Origin of the sequence: Shewanella sp. BJSY2023SW005 (assembly GCF_047314585.1) — a bacterium.
GTDB classification, from domain to species: domain Bacteria; phylum Pseudomonadota; class Gammaproteobacteria; order Enterobacterales; family Shewanellaceae; genus Shewanella; species Shewanella algae.
In genome coordinates this window covers 62,418-84,883 of record NZ_JBKORJ010000025.1, presented here as the reverse complement: position 1 = coordinate 84,883, position 22,466 = coordinate 62,418, and the positions used below count along the sequence as shown (strand labels likewise).

General features: G+C 53.8%; 18 protein-coding genes. 14 read left to right on the top strand and 4 right to left on the bottom strand.

From position 1 onward, the window contains the following. Position 1: 1 nt before the first annotated feature. From prfC to deoD, 9 genes are all read left to right on the top strand, one after another. Positions 2-1,585: a peptide chain release factor 3 gene (prfC, locus tag ACMHXI_RS07575; RefSeq protein ID WP_025009938.1), complete on the top strand. Its 1,584-nt coding sequence runs from the start codon at positions 2-4 to the stop codon at positions 1,583-1,585. Between the two features lie 59 nt (positions 1,586-1,644). After that, on the top strand, positions 1,645-1,821 hold the full coding sequence (locus tag ACMHXI_RS07570) for a hypothetical protein (RefSeq protein WP_162173422.1): 177 nt from the start codon (positions 1,645-1,647) through the stop codon (positions 1,819-1,821). After that, complete coding sequence (locus ACMHXI_RS07565) at positions 1,814-2,611, top strand: TatD family hydrolase (protein WP_165768850.1); 798 nt, start codon at positions 1,814-1,816, stop codon at positions 2,609-2,611. Before ACMHXI_RS07570 ends, ACMHXI_RS07565 begins: the two co-directional genes overlap by 8 nt. A gap of 176 nt (positions 2,612-2,787) precedes the next feature. Next, positions 2,788-4,083: a NupC/NupG family nucleoside CNT transporter gene (locus ACMHXI_RS07560; RefSeq protein WP_025009940.1), complete on the top strand. Its 1,296-nt coding sequence runs from the start codon at positions 2,788-2,790 to the stop codon at positions 4,081-4,083. 293 nt (positions 4,084-4,376) lie between these two features. Continuing rightward, on the top strand, positions 4,377-5,228 hold the full coding sequence (locus ACMHXI_RS07555) for an outer membrane protein OmpK (RefSeq protein ID WP_025009941.1): 852 nt from the start codon (positions 4,377-4,379) through the stop codon (positions 5,226-5,228). Positions 5,229-5,618: 390 nt separating this feature from the next. Then, complete coding sequence (gene deoC / locus ACMHXI_RS07550) at positions 5,619-6,392, top strand: deoxyribose-phosphate aldolase (RefSeq protein WP_025887927.1); 774 nt, start codon at positions 5,619-5,621, stop codon at positions 6,390-6,392. Positions 6,393-6,535: 143 nt separating this feature from the next. After that, entirely contained in the window at positions 6,536-7,876 is a 1,341-nt protein-coding gene (gene deoA / locus ACMHXI_RS07545) for a thymidine phosphorylase (RefSeq protein WP_107005629.1), read from the top strand. Position 7,877: 1 nt separating this feature from the next. Beyond that, positions 7,878-9,095: a phosphopentomutase gene (locus tag ACMHXI_RS07540; RefSeq protein WP_413734574.1), complete on the top strand. Its 1,218-nt coding sequence runs from the start codon at positions 7,878-7,880 to the stop codon at positions 9,093-9,095. A gap of 76 nt (positions 9,096-9,171) precedes the next feature. Beyond that, positions 9,172-9,882: a purine-nucleoside phosphorylase gene (deoD, locus tag ACMHXI_RS07535; RefSeq protein WP_413734572.1), complete on the top strand. Its 711-nt coding sequence runs from the start codon at positions 9,172-9,174 to the stop codon at positions 9,880-9,882. A gap of 108 nt (positions 9,883-9,990) precedes the next feature. Here the strand turns inward: deoD and ACMHXI_RS07530 are convergent, their stop codons facing one another. Further along, positions 9,991-11,040, bottom strand: a complete 1,050-nt coding sequence (locus ACMHXI_RS07530) for an AhpA/YtjB family protein (protein ID WP_413734570.1) — start codon at positions 11,038-11,040, stop codon at positions 9,991-9,993. Positions 11,041-11,121: 81 nt separating this feature from the next. On the opposite strand from ACMHXI_RS07530, the gene serB reads away from it, so the two are divergent. Together serB and ACMHXI_RS07520 are read left to right on the top strand one after the other, a co-directional pair. Continuing rightward, positions 11,122-12,099: a phosphoserine phosphatase SerB gene (serB, locus tag ACMHXI_RS07525; RefSeq protein ID WP_413734568.1), complete on the top strand. Its 978-nt coding sequence runs from the start codon at positions 11,122-11,124 to the stop codon at positions 12,097-12,099. 91 nt (positions 12,100-12,190) lie between these two features. Next, positions 12,191-13,111 (top strand): alpha/beta fold hydrolase, encoded by a 921-nt coding sequence (locus tag ACMHXI_RS07520; RefSeq protein WP_044733934.1) that lies wholly within the window; start codon positions 12,191-12,193, stop codon positions 13,109-13,111. On the opposite strand, the gene ACMHXI_RS07515 is transcribed toward ACMHXI_RS07520, so the two are convergent. Then, the gene (locus ACMHXI_RS07515) at positions 13,078-15,492 is read right to left on the bottom strand and encodes a PilZ domain-containing protein (RefSeq protein WP_219013045.1); all 2,415 of its coding nucleotides are present in this window, start codon (positions 15,490-15,492) and stop codon (positions 13,078-13,080) included. The two genes, ACMHXI_RS07520 and ACMHXI_RS07515, sit on opposite strands and share 34 nt — an antisense overlap. 167 nt (positions 15,493-15,659) lie before the next feature. Between ACMHXI_RS07515 and radA the strand changes: the two genes are divergently transcribed. Continuing rightward, positions 15,660-17,024 (top strand): DNA repair protein RadA, encoded by a 1,365-nt coding sequence (gene radA / locus ACMHXI_RS07510; protein WP_039033655.1) that lies wholly within the window; start codon positions 15,660-15,662, stop codon positions 17,022-17,024. Positions 17,025-17,115: 91 nt separating this feature from the next. Here the strand turns inward: radA and ACMHXI_RS07505 are convergent, their stop codons facing one another. Beyond that, positions 17,116-17,484 carry a PilZ domain-containing protein gene (locus ACMHXI_RS07505; RefSeq protein WP_045283640.1) on the bottom strand — a complete coding sequence of 123 codons (369 nt, stop codon included), beginning with the start codon at positions 17,482-17,484 and terminating at the stop codon, positions 17,116-17,118. Positions 17,485-17,631: 147 nt separating this feature from the next. Between ACMHXI_RS07505 and torR the strand changes: the two genes are divergently transcribed. Next, positions 17,632-18,342 (top strand): two-component system response regulator TorR, encoded by a 711-nt coding sequence (gene torR / locus ACMHXI_RS07500; protein WP_109247957.1) that lies wholly within the window; start codon positions 17,632-17,634, stop codon positions 18,340-18,342. On the opposite strand, the gene torT is transcribed toward torR, so the two are convergent. Further along, a complete protein-coding gene (gene torT, locus ACMHXI_RS07495; protein ID WP_109247982.1) occupies positions 18,332-19,357 on the bottom strand; it encodes a TMAO reductase system periplasmic protein TorT in 1,026 nt (341 codons plus the stop codon). The genes torR and torT overlap by 11 nt on opposite strands. A gap of 184 nt (positions 19,358-19,541) precedes the next feature. On the opposite strand from torT, the gene torS reads away from it, so the two are divergent. Beyond that, positions 19,542-22,412, top strand: coding sequence for a TMAO reductase system sensor histidine kinase/response regulator TorS (gene torS, locus ACMHXI_RS07490; protein WP_413734565.1), 2,871 nt, complete (start codon positions 19,542-19,544; stop codon positions 22,410-22,412). Positions 22,413-22,466: the final 54 nt, after the last annotated feature.

Below are 22,466 nucleotides of genomic sequence, written 5' to 3'. Positions count from 1 at the left end.
CATGTCAGGTATTAAAGTCGAAGTGGACAAGCGCCGCACCTTCGCCATCATTTCTCACCCGGATGCGGGTAAAACCACCATTACAGAGAAAGTCTTGCTCCATGGCCGCGCCATTCAATCTGCCGGTACAGTGAAAGGTCGTGGCTCGTCTCAGCATGCAAAATCTGACTGGATGGAGATGGAAAAGGAGCGGGGGATCTCGGTCACGACTTCTGTGATGCAGTTCCCCTACAACGACTGCCTGGTTAACCTGCTGGATACCCCAGGCCACGAAGACTTCTCTGAGGATACCTACCGTACCCTGACAGCGGTGGACTCCTGCCTTATGGTTATCGATGCTGCCAAAGGGGTTGAGGATAGAACCCGTAAGCTGATGGAAGTGACGCGGCTGCGTGATACCCCTATCGTCACCTTCATGAACAAGCTCGACCGGGATATCCGCGATCCGATGGAATTGCTCGATGAAGTGGAAAACGAGCTCGATATTCTCTGTGCACCAGTCAGCTGGCCCATAGGCTGTGGTAAGTCTTTCAAAGGCGTTTATCATATCCACCGCGATGAAACCATCCTGTATCAAACCGGTCACGGTCACACCATTCAGGAAGTGAAGATACTCAAAGGATTGGATAACCCTGAGTTGGACCAAGCTGTTGGCAGCGATCTGGCAGCGCAGCTGCGTGAAGAGATGGAGTTGGTAACCGGCGCCTCCAATGAATTTGATCTCGAGTTGTTCTTAAGTGGTGAGCTGACACCTGTGTTCTTCGGTACCGCCCTGGGTAACTTCGGGGTTGACCATATGCTGGATGGCCTGACCGCCTGGGCCCCCAAGCCAATGCCAAGACAGACCACTGAGCGTTTGGTCGAAGCCGGTGAAGACAAGTTTTCCGGTTTCGTTTTCAAGATCCAGGCGAACATGGATCCCAAGCACAGAGACCGTATCGCCTTTATGCGTATCGTTTCCGGCAAATACACCCAAGGCATGAAGATGAAGCATGTCCGTATAGGGAAAACCGTCAGTATTTCCGATGCGGTAACCTTTATGGCCGGTGACCGTGAGCGCGCCGCCGAAGCTTATGCCGGTGATATCATAGGCCTGCACAACCATGGCACCATTCAGATAGGTGATACCTTTACCCAAGGTGAAGAGTTGAAGTTCTCCGGGATCCCCAACTTTGCGCCGGAAATGTTCCGCCGTATTCGCCTTAAAGATCCATTGAAGCAGAAACAGCTGCTTAAAGGCTTGGTGCAGCTCTCGGAAGAGGGGGCTGTACAGGTTTTCCGCCCTCTGGACACCAATGACCTTATCGTTGGCGCTGTTGGGGTGCTGCAGTTTGAGGTGGTGGTAGCCAGACTCAAGTCGGAATATAACGTGGAAGCCATCTATGAGGCCATCAACGTGGCAACCGCGCGTTGGGTCTACTGTGACGATGCCCGCAAGTTGGAGGAGTTCAGGCGCAAGTGCTCCACCAACCTGGCGCTGGATGGCGGCGACAACCTGACTTATATTGCCCCGACCATGGTTAACCTCAATTTGTCCATGGAGCGCTATCCGGACATTGAGTTTGCCAAGACCCGGGAACACTAAATCATAAAGGTGGAGCTTGCTCCACCTTTTTTATTGGGATGTTGTTGAGAGATCTTCTGATGTTTTTTATTCAAAAGTGCTGGCAAAGTTACATCCGTTTTTGTGATCGCATGGGGTTAACCGAAGAAAATCGGCGCTGCTGTATGCCAAGACTCAGCGATCCTCCTTTGCAAAAAGTTGGGCAAGAGGCCGACGCTAAAGACAGACAAAAAGAAGGAGAACAGCATGATCTTTGATTCTCACGCTCATCTGGATTTCAGCGACTTTGATCATGACAGACAAGCCCTCATGGCCGCGATGAAAGCCGCCGGTATTGGCGGTGCTATCATTCCCGGTGTCAGTCCTCGGCATTGGTCAAAGCAGAAAGCGATTGCTCACCAGCTGCAACTGCCTTTCACCTTAGGGATACATCCTTGGTATTGTCCTAAATCAATTGCCGAGAGTGACCTGGCGCTGACAGCGCTCAAAAGTGAGCTCACTTCTGTAAATGACCCTCTGATGGTAGGAATCGGCGAGTGTGGTTTGGACAAACCCAAGGCTGAGCTGGCGCAAGATAACCCGGCGCATGTCCCCTGGAACCTGCAATACAGGGTGCTGGAAGGGCAGTTGGCCTTGGCGGCGGAGTTGAAGCTGCCGCTGATACTGCATTCGGTGAAGACCCATAATGAACTCTTGGGCATGTTGAAACAGCATTCACTGCCGCGGGGCGGGGTGGTTCATGCCTTTAATGGCTCTTATGAGACGGCGATCGCTTATTTGGAGCTTGGCTTCAAGTTGGGGATTGGCGGCTTATTGCTGAATAAAAATGCAAAAAAGCTGCGTGATGCAGTTGGCAAATTACCGCTCGATGCCTTGTTGGTTGAGACTGATTCGCCCTCAATGACGCCGAGTTTCCTGCCGGAAAAACGCAATACCCCCCTGACATTGGTACAAATAATAGCCGAATTGGCGGATTTGCAGAAAAAAACCAATGTTCTAATATCAGAACACCTCCAACAGAACTTGATGCAACTGTTTGAGCTTTAGTTTCTTTTAATTAAACAGGTGTAACTCGCATTCTGTGATGTGACTAAACTTTTGAAAATTAACTTCAAAAATTTGATCAAAACGACGATTTTGCCCCGGAGGTCGGGTATAATCTTGCTCGGAAAAAGGTTGGTTAACAACATAATTAAAAAGCGTTAACAATAGGGTGATGGTTAATGAATATACTTATGAGCTTGGTAGGGGTGGTCACCCTACTCGCGATTGGTTTCTTGTTGTCCAACAACAAGAAGGCAATCAATCTTAGAACTGTCGGTGGTGCACTGGCAATTCAGGCTGCATTGGGCGGTTTTGTCTTGTACGTGCCGTTCGGTAAGGACGTTCTCAAGAACGTATCCGATGCTGTTTCCAGTGTTATCGGTTATGCACAAAATGGTATCAGCTTCCTGTTTGGTGATTTGGCTAACTTCAAAGTTGGCTTTATCTTCGCAGTGAACGTGCTGCCGGTTATCGTGTTCTTCTCCTCTCTGATCGCTGTGCTCTACTATCTGGGCATCATGCAGTGGATCATTCGTATTTTGGGTGGGGCGCTGCAGAAGGCCCTGGGCACCAGCCGTACCGAGTCCATGTCTGCCACAGCCAACATCTTCGTGGGTCAGACCGAAGCGCCTCTGGTGGTTCGTCCCTTTATTCCAACCATGACTCAATCTGAGCTGTTCGCCATTATGGTGGGTGGTCTTGCATCTATCGCAGGTTCTGTTCTGGCCGGTTATGCACAGATGGGTGTACCTATCCAGTATCTGGTTGCGGCTTCTTTCATGGCGGCACCTGCGGGTCTGTTGATGGCCAAGCTGATGCATCCTGAAACTGAAACTGCCAAGAACGACATGGATGAGCTGCCTGAAGATCCAGACAAGCCTGCCAACGTACTTGATGCTGCCGCTGCCGGTGCTTCTTCCGGTATGCACCTGGCACTGAACGTTGGTGCTATGCTGCTGGCCTTCATCGGTTTGATTGCCATGATCAACGGCATCATAGGTGGTATCGGCGGTTGGTTCGGCATGGAAAACCTGACTTTGGAACTGATCCTTGGCTATATATTTATGCCTCTGGCTTACCTCATCGGTGTGCCTTGGAATGAAGCCATGGTTGCCGGTTCTTTCATCGGTCAGAAGATAGTGGTCAACGAGTTTGTGGCTTACATGAACTTCGCACCCTACATCCATGATGCAGCTATGAGCTGTACTGCCGTTGCCGCTGAGGTCACTAAAGAGTTGCCTATGTGTGTGGCTGAAACTCAGGCGCCAATGACAGTCCGTACTCAGGCGATTATCTCTTTCGCTCTGTGTGGCTTCGCTAACCTGTCTTCCATCGCAATTCTGCTGGGCGGCTTGGGTGCCATGGCACCAAATCGTCGTCACGATCTGGCTAAACTGGGTCTGCGCGCTGTGGTTGCCGGTTCTCTGGCTAACCTGATGAGTGCGACTCTGGCCGGTTTGTTCCTGGCACTGTAAGACGGTAGTGAACAGAGGCCTGAATTCGCAGGCCTCTTGTTAACCCAATCGATTTCCAAATTAGCTTTGCTTGGCTCCTGTGCCCACTTAGGTAGGCAACATGAGCAGAACAAGAGTGCAGATATTTCTGACTAGTGAGTGAAATGGGTACTTTTGTTCAAATATAAAATTTAGTGTTCGTATTTTATTTTGTCTTTCTTGTAGTTTTGGATGGAGAAGGTAGAATGCGGGCGCCAATTAAAAGAATGCTGCTCCAAGAGGGTAGCGAGAACCAAAGATGAATGGGGTTGATGATGAAAAACGTTAAAACTTTAGCTTTAGCCGCTACAGCGGTCGCAGCCATGTCAGGCAATGCCTACGCCGCTGATCGTTCTGACCTGCACGCCAGTGACTACAAATGGATGCAGTTCAACCTGATGTACTCTATCGGTGAGAAGCCTGAAAACCCAGCTTCAGGTGATCAGCACAACTACCTGGAAATGGAATTCGGTGGTCGTTCAGGTATTTTCGATCTGTACGGTTACGTTGATGTGTTTAACCTGGGTAACCAGTACACCAATAACGGTGACAAAAACCCAGGTTCAGGTAAAAGTAAGCTGTTCATGAAGTTTGCACCACGTATCTCCATGGATGCAGTATTCAATAAAGACCTGTCTTTCGGCCCAGTTCAAGAAGTTTACTTCTCTACTCTGTTCAACTGGGACGGTCTGGTTAACGATGGTGACGGCACTGGTGTTAACAGCTCTTTCTGGGGTGTGGGTGCTGATGTGATGGTGCCATGGCTGGGTAAAACCGGCATGAACCTGTATGCATACTATGACCTGAATAACAAAGAATGGAACGGTTATCAGTTCTCCATGAACTGGTTCAAGCCTTTCTACTTCTTCGACAACAAGAGCTTCCTGTCGTTCCAGGGTTACATCGACTACCAGTTCGGTGCTGACGAAGACAAGACTGCTTTCGTACCAACCACAACAAACGGTGGTAACGTGTTCTTCGGCCTGTACTGGCACTCAGATCGTTACGCTCTGGGCTATGGCCTGAAAGGCTTTAAAGACGTATACCTGCTTGAAGACGGTGCCGGTGCCCTGGCTCTGGAATCTACAGGTTGGTCTCACTACCTGAGCGCTACCTACAAGTTCTAATGGTAGATGGGGGTTATCCTCTAGGGTGACCCCCGTTTTTATTTTGCTCTGACTTAATCTTTACCTAAGCCTGAGCTATAGTGAGTTGGGTTCAATGAACCCGCAATATTAGCCGGAAGCTGGTTCAGCTTGTTTATGTAAAGGTTGACAGATTTCTCGCGTTAAAAGGGATTTTTCGCGGCAAGGCAAGGAACTCGAGTTCCCCCTTCCCGGTCTTCAAGGATTCAAGTCGTGATACTCGTTATCAAGGTTGAATACCCTACAAAGATGATTTGCAGTCAAATGCAGGCGTCGCCCGAAGGCCCGGCCATAACAATAACCACAAAAAGCCCCTCTGGCGCTGCCAAGACAGATTTTTAATCCTTTGATTTTATGTCTCGGAGAGCAATTATGAGCGATTTAAAACAAGCAGCACAGCGCGCCATCCAACTGATGGATCTGACCACCCTGAATGATGATGATACCGATCAGAAGGTGATCGAATTGTGTCATAAGGCCAACACTCCGGCCGGTCATACTGCTGCTATCTGTATCTATCCACGCTTTATTCCTATCGCGCGCAAGACTTTGGATGCCATGGGCGCCGATGATATCCGTATTGCCACAGTCACCAACTTCCCTCACGGCAATGATGACATCGCTATCGCCGTGCTGGAAACCCGTGCAGCAGTGGCTTACGGTGCCGACGAAGTGGATGTGGTATTCCCTTATCGTGCATTGATGGAAGGCAACGAAACAGTTGGTTTTGAGCTGGTCAAAGCCTGTAAAGAAGCCTGTGGTGACAATGTGCTTTTGAAAGTGATCATCGAATCCGGTGAACTGAAAGACCCGGCGCTTATTCGCAAGGCTTCCGAGTTGTCTATCGATGCTGGCGCTGACTTTATCAAGACCTCTACCGGTAAGGTACCTGTCAATGCCACTCTTGAAGCGGCTGAAATCATGCTGACCGTTATCAGTGAAAAGAACCCCGCAGTAGGCTTCAAGCCTGCCGGTGGTGTACGTGATGCCGCCCAAGCCGCTGAATTCCTCGGTACAGCCGAGCGTATTCTGGGCAATGACTGGGTTTCACCCCGTACTTTCCGTTTCGGTGCATCCAGCCTGCTGGCCAGTCTGCTGCACACGCTGGAATTGGCTGACGCTCCAGCACCGACTCAAGGTTACTAATCCCCGCTGATTGTGATCCAAGTCTATTTGGTGACGTCAAAACTTGGCTAGTATCTGTAATAAAGTTACTACATATTTGACGTCCAACCCCAATACTGTAACGGCTTTTATAGACAAGGTTGCAGTAGAAAGGAGGCAGTATTATGTTTCTGGCACAAGAGATAATTCGTAAAAAACGCGAAAAAATGGCGCTTTCCAAGGAGGAGATCCAGTTCTTTGTCAAAGGCATTACCGATAACAGCGTATCTGAAGGTCAGATAGCTGCATTCGGGATGGCGGTGTATTTTAACGACATGAGCATGGATGAGCGCATCGCACTGACTACGGCTATGCGTGATTCCGGCACAGTGCTCAATTGGGATAGCCTGCAGCTCGACGGCCCTGTCATAGACAAACACAGCACAGGTGGCGTGGGCGATGTTATCAGCCTGATGCTTGGCCCCATGGCGGCAGCCTGCGGCGGTTATGTTCCCATGATTTCCGGTCGTGGTCTGGGCCACACAGGTGGCACTCTGGATAAGTTTGACGCCATCCCCGGCTATCAGACTGAGCCCGACAGCGAACTATTCCGTAAGGTGGTTAAAGAGGTCGGTGTGGCCATTATCGGTCAAACCGGCGATCTGGTCCCTGCCGACAAGCGTTTCTATTCCATTCGTGACAACACGGCCACTGTCGAATCCATCCCGCTTATCACCGCCTCTATTCTGTCGAAGAAGCTGGCTTGTAGCCTGGATGCGCTGGCGATGGACGTCAAAGTGGGCAGCGGAGCCTTTATGCCGACTTATCAGGCATCCGAGGAACTGGCTCGTTCTATTGTTGCGGTTGCCAATGGTGCAGGTACCAAGACCACGGCTCTGCTGACAGATATGAACCAGGTGTTGGCCTCCTGCGCCGGGAACGCGGTCGAAGTGCTCGAGGCGGTGAACTTCCTTACCGGCAAATATCGTAATACGCGCCTCTACGAAGTCACCATGGGACTTTGCAGTGAGATGTTGCTGCTCGGTGGTCTTGCCGCTAATGAGGCCGAGGCCCGCAGTAAGCTCAACGCCGTGCTGGATAATGGCAAGGCCGCCGAGATCTTCGCCCGTATGGTTTCCGGACTGGGTGGCCCGGCCGATTTTGTCGAACATCCTGAAAAATACTTGCCCCAGGCCAAGATTATTCGTCCTGTATATGCCGAGCGTTCCGGTTTTGCTTACAGCATGGATACCCGTGAACTCGGCTTGGCTGTGGTCACTCTGGGTGGTGGTCGTCGTAAGCCAGGTGATGCCCTGGATTACAGCGTCGGCCTGACACAGGTTTGTGCCCTGGGACATGAAATCAATGCCGACAAGCCGCTGGCAATAGTGCATGCCCAGTCAGAAAGCGCCTTCGAAGAAGCCGCTGCCGCGGTGCGCAAAGCCATAGTCATTGGCGACAGCGCCCCTGAGAAAACACCGGAGATCTATCGCGCCATCCGCGCCGCCGATCTCCAGGAGAAGTAGTATGAAACGTACCATTATTTTAATGCTGGATTCCTTCGGCGTCGGTGCAGCCGGTGATGCGGTCAAGTTTGGTGACCTGGGTTCAGATACCTTTGGTCATATCGCCAAGGAGTGTGCCGAAGGGCGTGCCAATGATGGCCGTGAAGGGCCGTTGAAGTTACCCAACCTTAGCCGTCTGGGGCTGGCACATGCCGCCATGGAAAGCACTGGTCAGTTTGCCCCCGGGTTTGACGCCGATGTCGAGTTGATAGGCGCTTATGGCCATGCCGAAGAGCTGAGCTCAGGCAAGGATACCCCCAGTGGTCACTGGGAAATGGCCGGTGTTCCCGTGCTGTTTGATTGGGGCTATTTCAGCGACAAGCAAAACTCTTTCCCCAAAGAATTGACCGATAAGATCCTGGCGCGCGCCGGCCTTGGCGGTTTCCTCGGCAATTGTCACGCATCCGGTACTGCGATTCTGGAAGAATTGGGTGAAGAACATATGCGTTCCGGCCTGCCTATCTTCTACACTTCGGCCGACTCCGTGTTCCAGATTGCCTGCCATGAAGAAAGCTTCGGCCTGGAAAACCTCTACCGTTTGTGTGAAATCGCCCGTGAAGAGCTTGAGCCATATAATATTGGCCGAGTCATAGCGCGACCTTTTGTTGGCAGCGGCGCCGCCGATTTTGCCCGCACCGGCAATCGCCGTGACTACGCGGTAGAGCCACCGGCGAAAACTGTGCTGGATAAGCTGAAAGCCGCCGGCGGCCAAGTGGTCAGTGTCGGTAAAATTTCCGATATTTATGCCCATTGCGGTATCACCAGCAAGGTTAAGGCCTCGGGCCTGGAGGCTCTATTCGATGCTACACTGGAGCAGGTCAAGGCTGCCGGTGACAACACCATAGTCTTCACCAACTTCGTGGATTTCGATTCCCACTATGGCCACCGTCGTGATGTGGCAGGTTATGCCCGGGGACTGGAATACTTCGATGCAAGATTGCCTGAAATCCTGGCACTGCTGAATAAGGATGACTTGCTTATCCTGACCGCAGACCATGGTTGCGACCCTACTTGGGAAGGCACAGATCATACCCGCGAACATGTGCCGGTTCTGGCCTATGGCGCAGGTTTGAGTGCCGGCTCATTGGGACGTCGCAAGAGCTTTGCCGATATCGGCCAATCCATTGCCAGCTACTTCAAGCTGGAACCAATGGAATACGGCGAATCATTTATTCGCTGACAAGATATGGCTCCCTCGCCGGAGCCGTCTTTAATAAACAGACTTGAGTCTTTATAAAACTAACGGGGTTATTTCGATGGCAACACCACATATCAATGCAGTTGACGGCGCATTCGCTGAAACCGTACTTTTCCCTGGCGATCCACTGCGGGCCAAGTACATTGCCGAAACCTTCCTGGAAAACGTAGAGCAGGTTACCGACGTACGTAACATGCTCGGTTTCACAGGTACCTACAAAGGCAAGCGTATCTCTGTGATGGGTTCAGGCATGGGTATCCCTTCCTGCTCCATTTATGCTACAGAGCTTATCAAGGACTATGGTGTCAAGAACCTGATCCGTGTAGGCACCTGTGGTGCAATCAGTACTGACGTTAAAGTGCGCGATGTGATCATCGGCATGGGCGCCTGCACCGATTCTCAGGTGAACCGCCTGCGTTTCAAAGGTCAGGACTTTGCTGCCATCGCCAACTATGAGCTGATGAGTGCTGTAGTCGACTCAGCCAAGACTCACGGTACCAAAATTCGTGTAGGTAATGTGTTCTCTGCCGATCTCTTCTACACTCCGGATTCTGAAATGTTCGACGTGATGGAAAAGATGGGAGTACTGGGTGTGGAAATGGAAGCTGCCGGTCTCTACGGTGTTGCCCATGAATTCGGTGCCCGCGCTCTTTGCGTGGTAACTGTTTCCGACCATATCCGTACCGGTGAGAAGACCAGCTCTGATGAGCGTCAAACCACTTTCAACGATATGATCGTCATGACGCTGGATGCTGCGATTACCCTGTAATCCGGTAACCAACTGACATCATAAGGGCTCCCTCGGGAGCCCTTATTGTTTCTAAGCCTTTTCACTTATTCCTGGAGCGCGGCTCTGCAGCTGAAGCTGGCTCTCGGACTATTCGTTCTTTTTGTTTGCTTCTGCAGTTTGAGGCTCCCGTTTGGGGACAACTCCCGGCCAGGGACGTTTACCGCGGGGATCGTCCGCATCGACAGGATCCGGGATCAGGCTATCGTTGGCTTCGCTTTGGTCTCTTTGGTTACTTGGGTCAATTGGGGGCGCTGAAGTTTCAGCGCCTGTTTCTGTTTGGACCTTTTCCCCTGTTTTATTGCCAATCCCGGGTTCAGTGTTTACCTCTGAGTGCTCTGGCCTGGCAGCCTTTGTGGCCGAGGCTTTGGCGGGCTGTTCAGCCTGTTTGGGAGACGTATTGGTGTTGGATTCAGCGTCAAGCTCGGTCTGGGAACCGCCGGTATCCGGGGCTGAATCTTGGCTTTCGGTGGCATTAGGTTCAGTATCCGCAGCTTCCTTGGCGGTTGCTTTTTCCTGTTGTTTAAGCTTTTTACGCCTGCGCTTGACTCTGGTGCGGCGGCGGTCAAAGTCGGCGCGTTTGAACGACAAGGCCCGCGACAGCAACAGGCCGATAAAGCCCGCGACTATCAGCATCAGTTGCTGCTGCTCCATATTCAGCTCGTGGGCTTCTTTGATCTCATTGAAAAACAGCTTGGGATCCAGCCTGACTTCGACGAAGCCCAGGTTTTTACCTTGCTGGATCACCGGCTCGACATAAGGGGGATAGGGCGCCAGCAGATCATCCAGCTCCGGGGCGTCCGGCTCCAGTAACTCTGGGCTGACATCCTGGGCAAAGGATAGCCGCTGGCCATTCTCGCTGTAGATAGTCGCCGCCATCACCTTGGGATCTTCCACCAGGGCGCTGGCCAGCCACTGCAACTGCTCATCATTTTGCAGTTGCAACGCCGGTGCGGCACCATAGGCTGTTTGTTGCACCAATAATCTGGCCATCTTTTGGGTTTGGGTCTTCAGAAGCCGCTGCCCTTGTAGTAGGCTTGTCTGCCACAGCTGGACCAGGCCGACCAGCAGAGTGACGGCTATGGCGATCTGCAGCAGTCTGCTGATCTTCTGGCTTTTTTTAAGGCCCTTGAACAACAATACTTTGTCCCTTAATCAAATTCGGTGTTTCCCTAATCATAATGGATTATGGGTATGCCCGATAGCCGGAGAGCAGTGACCATGGAGTCAGTCTTACCTTTTCCCCTGTTGGCCAGTCAACGTCAGGATGGTGTCTATGTCTTGAGTCTGCAGCAGCATACTTGGCCGGCATTCAAGGAAGGGCAACATGCCCAAGGTGAGCGATTACGGCTGATCTTCAATGAAAAGGCTGCGGCTGCTGTTGCCGATTTGCTTCCCGAGTTGGCACCGAGGGCGGTGGCGATTTTGCAGCGCGAGCAATCCTTGTATGGGCTCGAGTTGCTGCTCGAGGTGGGCATCTGTCAAGCCATGCATAATCGTCTTGAGTCAATTGGCGAGCTGGATTACCTGTCCATTGCCGCGACAGCGAGTTTGCCGCAGCTTTCGACTCCGGGGCTGTTGGTGATGGATATGGACTCGACCGCCATTACTATTGAGTGTATCGATGAATTGGCGGCCGCCGCTGGCGTGGGCGCCGAGGTGGCACAAGTGACCGAACGGGCGATGCAGGGCGAATTGGATTTCGAGCAGAGCTTGCGCCAGAGGGTGGCCAAGCTCAAGGGCGCCGACCAGAGTATTATTGATGATCTCTGTGCCCGTTTACCTCTGAGTCCCGGGCTTGAGAGCATGATAGCCGAGCTCAAATCCCATGGCTGGCGCACTGTGGTAGCCTCAGGTGGTTTTACCCCTTTTGTCGGTCATCTGCAGCAGTTGCTTGGGTTGGATGCCGCCTTTGCCAATGAACTGGTAATAAGCGATGGCAAGTTGCTCGGCGAGGTTAGCGGCCAGGTAGTGGATGCCGCCTTCAAGGCTGATGTGGTGAAAACATGCGCCGAGCAGTGGCAGATAGCTGCCGGGCAAAGGCTGGCCATAGGCGATGGCGCCAACGACATCCCCATGGTGCAGGCGGCCGATTTTGGTATTGCCTATCATGCCAAACCTAAGCTGGCTGTGGCGGCTGCGGCCAGGATCAATAAGCTGGACCTGCAGGTATTACCTTTCTTGCTGCAAGGGCGCTGAAGCGTTAACAATTAGAATTAGAGTGATTGCTCTTGTTTTTGTGACCGGGATTCATTAGCTTTTGCTATAGAACCCGGTGACAACACACTCCATGGAAACAGTACAGCAATCAATCTTTCTGCCTTATCGAGATGGCGAACTGCATCTTCGCAAAATTTCTCCCGCAGCCGGTTTTCGGCATCAGATCCCGATTTTGATGTTGCATGGCGCCATGTCCAACGGCCGGGTGTTTTACAGCAGCAGAGGTCGAGGTCTGGCACCGTTTCTGGCCCAGGCGGGCTTTACCGTCTATGTAATGGACAGTGCAGGTCGCGGCCTCAGCACGCCTAAGTTGGCGCGAGGGTTTGAGCTTGGACAAGGCGAGGTCATCCGTGAACAACTGCCCCTGGTGCAGCAGTATCTGCTCGAGGCCGAATCTCTGGACAAACTGCATTGGTGTGCCCATTCCTGGGGCGGGGTGCTGATGGCCAGCGCCTTGGCCCGATTTTCTGAACTGCAAGCCTCGGTGGCATCACTGCTTACCTTTGGCAGCAAGCGCACCATAAGAGTCAGGTCATTGAAAAAGTGGCTGATGGTGGATCTGGTTTGGAACCGCCTGGCTCCCGGCATTGCCGCCGGTCACGGCTATCTCGCGGCTGACAAGTGGCGCATGGGCATGGATAACGAGAGTCGGGCTTCGCTACAGCAGAGCATAGATTGGGTACGCGGTGATTGGATAGATCATGACGATGGTTTCGACTATGGCCGGGCTGCCGCCAAAGCCACTTGGCCCAAGAGTTGGTTTATCGCCGGACAGAATGACACTGTGCTCGGTAACCCGGAAGATGTGCTGGATATGATGGCCGAATGCGGCTTGCAGAATAGCCGCTTTACCTTACTGTCACGGGAAAACGGCAATCGCCACGACTATGGTCATGCGGATATGCTGACTCATGTGGATGCACCAAACGATCATTTCAACAAGGTGCTCGCCTGGTATCAGGGTTTTGAGCTTTCCAGCGTCAGTGACTGAGCTTCTGGATTTAATTCCGGGTAGCGCAGCAAGACCTCGCTGGTGATTTCCAAAAACTCGCCAACGCCCACTACCCGCCACAGCATCTCTTCGAGCTTCTTGGCCTTGTGCTTGGCATGGACACCTATATATTCCAGCTCGCGGCGGATATAGCCCAGATCCGGTTTACCGGCGGCGCCGCGATAGACTTTCAAGGCCATAAAGCTGCCGAGCGACTGTGCCTGACGGATAAAATCCACTTGGGCCTGACGCTCCACCAGTTCATGGCGGGCGGTGCAGCGCAGCCGCAACTGGCCGCTGGATTGGCGCACCAACTGCACAAAGACTTCGAAGCTGTCCATGGTCATCTGCGGCTTCATCGCCCGTATCGGGCCGATAAAGTCGCGCTTCAGCCGGCCGTCTTGCAGTAAAGGTTCGAGATTGAACTGCAACTGCTCAGCGCTGCTGTTGGCGAACAAGTCGCTGACGGCATCCGGCTCTACGCCGACCCCCAGCGCCGATAAACGGAAAGACTTGACGGTTTTTTCCACAAGGAAAGGCACTGAATGCAGTTTGCGCATCAAGAGATTTTTCATCGCTTCGGCCAGTTCTTTGACCTCAGAGTTATCCTCTGTCAGTTGCTGCAATTTCTCGCGGTTTTGCTCTATCAGGCGATGTAAAAACTCCACGCCCGGATGAGGCGTGTGGCCCATAACTGCCGCCAGATGCAGGGTGACACCGTTTTTACGGCTGCGCACCAATCGATAGGGCAGCGCCTGAAGTTTTGCCTTGGGCGCCAGCTCCTGCAGTTTGGGAAAGCTCAGCAGCAGCGGCTCCTTGGGGTTGAGAGTCGCGTTCTCATCCAGGTTCAGCTGCAGGCCACGACTGGAAATATCATGGGTGATCCCTGTGTATTGCTGTTTACCCTGACTGATGTTGACCAGGGTCTTGAAGGAGAATCTGGCTTCCTGGCGCCGCTCGCTGAAATACATGGACACCAATCGGATACTGTTGCTGGTGATTTTGGCTTGGCCGAAACGCTTGAGCTCATTGGCGTCCATCTTGAATGGCCAGCGACGATACTCTTCGGCGGCCTGTTCGTCGGTCACATCCATCAACTGTAATATGTGGCTGTATTTGCTCAGCTGCTGCTCAGTCAGTGCCGAGTAGTTGCTGTCATCGCCCGGGAGCATGGAGGCCTTGTAGGAACCCCGGTGGTCTATGGCATCCAGGCTCACCTGGATAACCTTCCAACTGCCCTTGGTGGCACCAAAGCCGAGAAACAGAGGTTGTAGGCGGCTTTTTTTCAGCTCGCTGAGGCTGGCAGAGTAGAAGTAGAGTTGACCACGGGCGTTATAGGTAAAGCTGAACAGTAATCTGTGGTCGGCGTTGTCCGGCTCGGCGAGCATGGCCGCCAGTCTCTGCTTGCTCAGCAGTCCCGGCAATTGGTTAATATCGGCTTCATCGAGGAAATCGTGCAGCAGTGCCTGATTGTCCCGGCTAAGCAGCAGAGCACCAATAGCAGGCTTGCCTTGGCTGTCCTGTTCGATAAACAGTGGCAGATGCGGCAGATGGGCTAAGTAGTGGCGCTCGAACCCCATCCCCGTGGCGGTTACCAGCACATCGTTGACATCCACCTTATAGCGGAACTTATAACCGCGAATGAGGCTGGCGAGCATTTCGGCCAACTGTTCGCTGCCGCCGATGCGCTTGAGCCGCATCCAACAGGTGTCCTGCTCTGTCTGAGCATCGACTATCTGGTAGTCGACCCCGAGTTGCAGATCCCGGTAATAGTATTCATCGCTGAGATCCAGCAGCTTGACCCGCAGCGGCCGGTTGAGATCGAAGTTGTGTCTGGCGGGCAGGCGCACTCTGGCGCCACCGACGGAGAGATCCGCGGTATTGCCGCGCACCTCCTCTCTGCCGGGTTGGGAAACAGCTATCTTGATGCTGTAGTTCATCCGCTCTTCACTGCGGTTGAAGTAGCGCCCCAGCACAATCCCGGGTACCAGATAGGGATTCCCCAGTCCTTCCTGATTGCGGGGCGTTTGCTGCAGCTTTTGGCGACGCTGGCGATGCGCCTCCATCACCTGCTCGTACACTCCCATGGTGTACTGGTTGCGGTACAGTGCCAGTGCGGCATCAAAGGCCTCTTTGGCCGGATCATCGAGGAAGTGGCGTTGGTCGGCGAAGCGATACTCCTGGCAGGGCAGTTCCGACTTGTCTCTGAGGTCAATGATCCTCAGGCAGGGGGAAGCCAGGCGCTGGATTTCCATCTTTAACAGAAAGCGGGTCGAGTTGGACTCTTCGGCGGTGAGCTGCAAGAAGATCTCACTGAAGTCCGGCTCCATCATCAGGGGCTTGAGTTGTTCAATCAGGGCGCTGTGGTGATCTGGGCTCATGGACTCGCTCTTTAAAGGGTGCTTATTCTTGTGCTGACTGTTAGTCTTATGTCGGCCCGGCTTTGGGAAGCTTGAACCCAATTCGGGACTATCATGCTGAAAGTATCACTTTGAAAGTGCAATTATTTTAATTAACTATTACAGATTTTACACAAGTTTGAACCCAGATGGCGAAGAATAAAACAGCATACGTGTGCAACGAATGTGGCCAGGACTTTCCCCGCTGGCAGGGGCAGTGCAGTGCCTGTCATGAATGGAATACCATTACCGAAGTCCGGCTGGGGGCGGCCACGCCATCCCGGGGCGGTCAGTTCAGCGGTTATGCCGGCGCCGGTGCCAGTGAGATCCAGACGCTGGATCAGATAGATCTCAACGAAGTGCCAAGGATCCCCAGCAGCTTTATCGAATTTGACCGAGTGCTCGGTGGCGGCATAGTCGCCGGCAGTGCCATCCTGATTGGCGGGCATCCGGGCGCAGGCAAGAGTACCTTGCTGCTGCAGACTTTGTGTCAGTTGGCCGAGACCATGCCGGCTCTCTATGTGACCGGCGAGGAATCTTTGCAGCAAGTGGCGATGCGAGCCCATCGTTTGGGCCTGCCCACCGGGCGTTTGAAGATGTTGTCCGAAACCAGTGTCGAGACCATCTGCACTGTGGCACTGCGGGAGAAGCCCAAGGTCATAGTAATAGACTCGATTCAGGTGATGCATATCAGCGATGTGCAGTCCTCCCCCGGCAGTGTGGCCCAGGTTCGTGAGTCGGCCGCCTTTCTGACCCGTTTTGCCAAGCAAAACGGTATCGCCATCATCATGGTCGGCCATGTTACCAAAGACGGCTCTCTGGCCGGCCCCAAGGTGTTGGAGCACTGCATAGATTGCTCTGTGATGTTTGAAGGGGACAGCGATAGCCGCTACCGTACCCTGCGCTCGCACAAGAACCGCTTCGGCGCGATCAATGAACTGGGGGTATTCGCCATGACGGAGCGGGGGCTTAAGGAAGTGGCCAATCCGTCGGCGATATTTCTGTCTCGCGCCGATGAAGCTGCCTCCGGCTCGTTGGTGATGGTGGTTTGGGAGGGCACCCGGCCTCTGTTGGTGGAACTGCAGGTGTTGGTAGACAGCTCGGCACTGTCGCATCCGCGGCGGGTCGCAGTGGGGATGGATGCCAACCGTTTGGCTATGTTGCTGGCGGTAATGCATCGTCATGGCGGATTACAGATGTCGGATCAGGACGTGTTTGTCAACGTGGTCGGTGGTGTCAAGGTGACAGAAACCAGCGCCGATTTGACTCTGCTGCTGGCCATGGTTTCCAGTTTCCGCGGTGATATTCTGCCCAGGGATCTGGTGGTGTTCGGCGAAGTGGGCCTTTCCGGCGAGATACGTCCCGTGCCCAATGGCCAGGAGCGTTTGGTCGAAGCTGCCAAGCACGGCTTTACCCGGGCGATAGTGCCCAAGGCCAATATGCCGAAAAAGCCGCCTCAGGGGATGCAGGTGATAGGGGTGAGCAAACTCAGCGAGGCGCTCGGGGCTTTATGATTGCTATATGAGCGCTATGTGAGTGCTATGTGAGTCATAGCCCGGCAAACAGGGCTATTGCGGCCCTGTAAACTGCGAAGCAGGAGCCGCCTCAGCTGCTCTGTTCATGTTCGGCGATAAACTGCTCCAACTCCCGGTGCAGCAGTGAGGCATCGCCAAGATTCAACTCCAACAGCCTTCTTAAGTGACTGATGCTCTCGACATCGATGAGGGCACACTTGAGACCCAGAAGGCCGTTGCGGCGATGCACAACTTCGGCCTCCATACAGAGTTGCACCTCGGACTGAGGCAGGCGAAAACTCAGCTCCAGCACGCCTTCGGGAGCGAAATCGGCAGGTTCTTCTACCATGGCGCCGTTGAGACAGAGATCCAGCAAGTGGGTGCCCCATATCTTGTCACCGCAGCTCAACTGGGCATCTATGGTAAACAGGATCCGTGAAAACTTGCGCTTTTCGTCCATATTCAGTCCTTTAATTCTTGGTCTGTCCTTATTGTAGCCACATAAGAAGCGCTTGGCACCGAACTCAGGTCAAATATCTATCCGCTACAGACAAAATATGAAAAATTGTGAATAATGGCGTCTACCCCAGCCGGTTGGAATACAAGCATGGCATACCGCATATTGATAGTGGACGATGAGGCTATCATTCGGACTCGTTTGAAAGGCTATTTTGAAAAAGATGGTTACCAGGTAATGGAAGCCGCAGACGGTGAGCAGATGTGGCAGCAACTGCAGCAACAGCATGTGGATCTGGTGATGCTGGATATCAATATGCCGGGGGACGATGGCCTGATGCTGACCCGTGAGCTGCGCGGCCGCTCAGATGTGGGCATTATTCTAGTAACCGGCCGGGATGAGGCGATAGATAAGATAGTGGGCCTGGAGATGGGCGCCGATGATTATGTCACCAAGCCGTTTGAGTTTCGCGAGCTCAGGGTCAGGGTCAAAAACCTGCTCTGGCGCATCTCTCTGGTGAAAAAGGCCCAGCAGCAAACGGCCGAACAATTGTCGCGCTCGGAAGATAATCTCTATTTCGAGGGCTATCATCTGCAGCTCAATAGTCGCCGTTTGAGCTTGGATGGGCAGGCTATCAAGTTGACCAAGGCGGAGTTTGAACTCTTGGTGGCCTTTGCCCTGCATCCGCAGCAGGTACTCTCGAGAGAGCGCTTGATGCAGCAAACCAGCCACAGGGATCAGGATGTCAACGACCGCACCATAGATGTGATTATTCGGCGCTTGCGCAGCAAACTGAGCCCTGAGTTGTTTGTCACTGTGCATGGCGAGGGCTATCTGTTTGCCGCCGATGTCAGCGACTGAGCTCTGAGCCCTTGGCTTCCACCCTGTATATGGGGTAGAAGTCTGCCGGTGCCAAACTGTCATCCAGTTGCATGCTTTTGAGGTTATCCGGGCGCAACTGCAAAATTGCCGGACCTATATCACCAAACGCCTTTTCCCCCTGCAACAGCCTGACGGCGAGATCGACCGCCAGCCGCCCCTGCAGTACCACTCTGTCATCATTGGCATAAGCAACCTTGTTGCGCTTGAGGGCGCGCAGTACATCCGGCGATAGATAGCTGCTCACCAGCGCCATTTTGTTGGTCAGGTTTCTCTGCCTGAGAGTGCCCATGGCGGCTTCAATGGCGACGGCACTGCCGAGCAAGGCTTGCGGCAGTGGCTGCTCATTTTGATTGAGCAACAGATTGAGCTGATCCCGGTAGAGATTACGGTTGTTGTCGGCATGCATCACGGCCACTATCTCCACCTGGCTGTCTTGCAGTGCTTGTCTGACACCTTTTTCCACCAGGTCGGTTCCGCCACGGCCTTCGGGGCCCGCCAGCATCGCCAGGCGTTTGTACGGGGTAGATGCGAGAAACTCACCGGTCAGATAACCCATCTGATACCAGTTGACTCCTATATGGGTTCGTACCCGGTTGTCTACCAACTGGTTCACCAGCGCCAACACCGGCTTGGTCAGTTCCAGCGCCTGGCCCTCGAGCAGGTGTGGGCTGACGGCGCCGAGCAAAATCGCATCGGCATCACCATCGAGGCAGGATTTGAGTTGCGCCAACTGGGTCTGGTTGTTGCCATAGCCGCCGGCTTCATGGAGTTCCAGCCCAAGACCCAAGGCTTGGCTCTGTTTGGCCAAGCCATAATCAATCCCTATCCAATAGGCGTCTTTAAGATGTGGCACCAAAGCGCACAGCTTCCAGGGCTTGTTGGCCTTGGTGAGCGGAGTGTGGGTCAGAGGGCTGGCCTGCTGGATTGCTTCGTTGTAAGGACTGCGCTGCTCAAGCTCCCAGGTTTCATTGGCCAGCGCGGCAGGGGTAAACATCAGCAGAGCCAATAACCACAGCAGCAGAGGTCTTTTGGTTGTCGGCAACAAAGACTCGAACTTGGCGGCAAATTGGCTCATGGGGAAGGTCCTGATATATGATGCCAGTATTCTACCATAGCATTCCTGCTGAATGTTTGAGTGGGTTAATGCCTATGCGGACCGGTATCAACAAGGATAACAAGTGAGACCTTTATCTTCATGGCTGAGCAGCCTGACCGGCCGTCTGATGCTGGCGTTCTGTTTGCTGGCGCTGCTGCTGTTATTACTGGTGACTCTGGGCAACTTGAGCCTTTACTGGGTCAAGGGCGCCGACAGTTTTCTTTATGAGAAGGCCTTGCCCGCATCAGAAGCCGCGCGGCAGCTATCGCAATCGGCCACCTCGCTGGCGGAGAATGCCCAGCGCCTGGGCACAGTTGCCGATGAAAAGCAGCGTCAATATTTGGGGCGTCGTCTGTCTCTTGAGAGCAATCGCATGTTGGCGGCGATTGCGACCCTGGAGCAGTTGGCGGTGCCGGATTCGGCCAATCTGAAACAGGCCGCGGCCACCATTATCGCCGAGCTGACCTTACTCGGCGAGCAGACGGGGGAGCGGCTTGAGCGTACCCAAGCACTGAAACAGAAAGGACTTTTATTGATACAGGCTTCCAAGCAGGCCGACAATCTGCTGCGCTCAGAGTTGGCGGTGTTGGACTCAGTCATTATTGCCAAGCTGAGCCAGATCCCGGGGGCGGCGGCAGTGGATGACATTATAGAGCTGGATCTCAGCAGCGCCGAGCAGCTCAACCGCGCCCTGAAACTGACTCATAAGATAGCCTTGCTCGGGCAGATATTTGCAGCGGCCGATGCGCCGCAAGACTTGGTCGGTGCCATCAATCAGGCGCCGTTGACCGATGATGCCCTGTCCCCGGGATTGCTCAAGCGCATTCCCGTGGCCGATTTGGTTCGGGACCCCGGTAGAGCCGAGGCGCTCGAGGCCGAATTTGCCCGTCTTGACCAGGTGACTGCCGGCCAACAATTGGCCGAATCTATATGGCAGTTGCAGCAGCAACTGGAGCAAAGGCAACTGGTGATTTCGGACAACCTCAAATCGATGGAGCAAACCGTGGATGCTGCGCTCGAGGGTCAACAGCAACAGCTGAATTTGGCCAGACGCGACTTTTTGGGGCAGCTCAATTGGGCCAGCGCCGGGCTCTGGGGAACAGGCGCCTTGATGTTACTGCTGATCCTGTTTGTCAGTTGGCAGGTTATCTATAAGGGTATCGCCCGGCGTTTGAGCGATGCTACCCAGGCGCTGAGTCGCCTGAGTCTTGGCGATACCGATGTCAGCATACGCTCCTACGGCGATGATGAACTTACCGCCATGGCCTCGGCGCTGGAAGCCTTCAAACAGAAAACGGCCCACAATCAAAAATTGCAGCAGGATCTGCAGCGCACCGCGGCCGAGTTGACCGAGCATAAGCTGGCGCTGGAGCTGAAGGTGGCCGAGCGAACCCGCGAGCTCGCCCAGACCAACGCCCAACTGGAAGAGGCCAGTCAGGCCAAGTCGCTGTTTTTGGCTACCATGAGCCACGAAATACGCACGCCCCTTAACGGTTTGCTCGGCACGCTGAGTCTGCTGGGGCAGGCGGAGTTACCCGCCAAGGCGCGGCAGATGCTGGCACTGTCCCAGTACAGTGGTACTCAACTGCAAACCGTGCTCAATGACATTCTCGACTTCTCACGTCTGGAGCAGGGCAGGCTGCTCAATGAGCCAAGGGCCGTGGAGTTGCCGGCGCTGCTCAACGAAGTGACCGCCATCATGTTGGCCGGTGCCAATCTTGCCGGGCTCGAACTCAGGCTGTTAAAGCCGGAATTGCCCGAATGGGTCTGGCTCGATGGGCCCAAGCTCAGACAGGTGCTGTTTAACCTTCTGGGCAATGCCATCAAGTTTACCGCCAAGGGTAGTGTGACTCTGGAGGTCAGTATTGAAGATGCGCGCCTGTGCTTCAGCGTAACCGACACAGGTATCGGCATCCGCCCCGAGGCCATGGTGCATCTGTTTACTCCCTATGCTACAGAGGCGACCCATGCCAGTGCCAGGGGAACCGGACTTGGGCTGAGTATCAGCCGCGACCTGGTGCAGTTGATGAATGGCAGTGAGAGCGGGGATGCTCCCGCCATAGAAGTTATCAGTACGCCGGGGCAGGGCAGCCGTTTCAGTTTCAGTGTGCCGCTTCAGCCCTGTGAGCAGGGGGAGCAACAATCGAGTAGCTTGCCACTGAGTGAAATCGCCAAGCGGGTGCTGCTGGTGGAAGATAACAGGGTTAATGCCTTGGTGGCTCAGGGCTTTTTGGCGCATCTTGGGCATGAGTCACTCTTGTGTGTCAGTTTGGCCGAGGCACGGAATGTGTTACTTGATAACACGTCAGGCCCATTCGATGCCGTGATGCTGGATTTACAGCTGAGTGACGGCTCCGGCAGTGAGCTGTTACCTGAGCTCAGGCAACAGCTGGGCCCCAAGGTGCCGATTGCCGCCTTTACCGCACAGTTGCAGACTCAGGATATGGCCGATTACCAGGCTATGGGCTTTGATATAGTCCTGGGTAAGCCCTTGGGATTACAGGCTCTGGCCAACTGGCTCGGGGTTGTCTCCGGCTCGAATCAGAGTGATGAGCGCCATAAGGAAGAGGATACTCAAGCGCTGGGCCTTAAATCCCTGAATACGGACAACACCCAATGGCTGGCGCTGGAGCAACTTGAACAGGACTTGCAGGTGCTCGGCAAGGCCACTTTGCTGGAGATGCGGCAGCAGTTTGTGGACAGCTGTGACGCGCAGCTGCAAGCTTTACAGGCGGCAGATGGGCAACGGGATATCCAGGCTGCCAAGCTGCATGCACTCAAGGGCAGCAGCGGTAATATGGGGCTTGAAGCGCTGCACTTGCGCTGCGCCGCACTGGAGCAGGCCATCAAGACTGGCAAACCTTTGCGCGACGAGGAACTTACCGAGCTGACAGATTGCGTAGCGGCATCATTGCAGGCGCTCGATAACTGGCTTGAGCAGCAATCAGACTAAGACGCTTTCTTACATGGGGTTTAAGCACTGAAGACAGGAAGCGCAGCATTTACC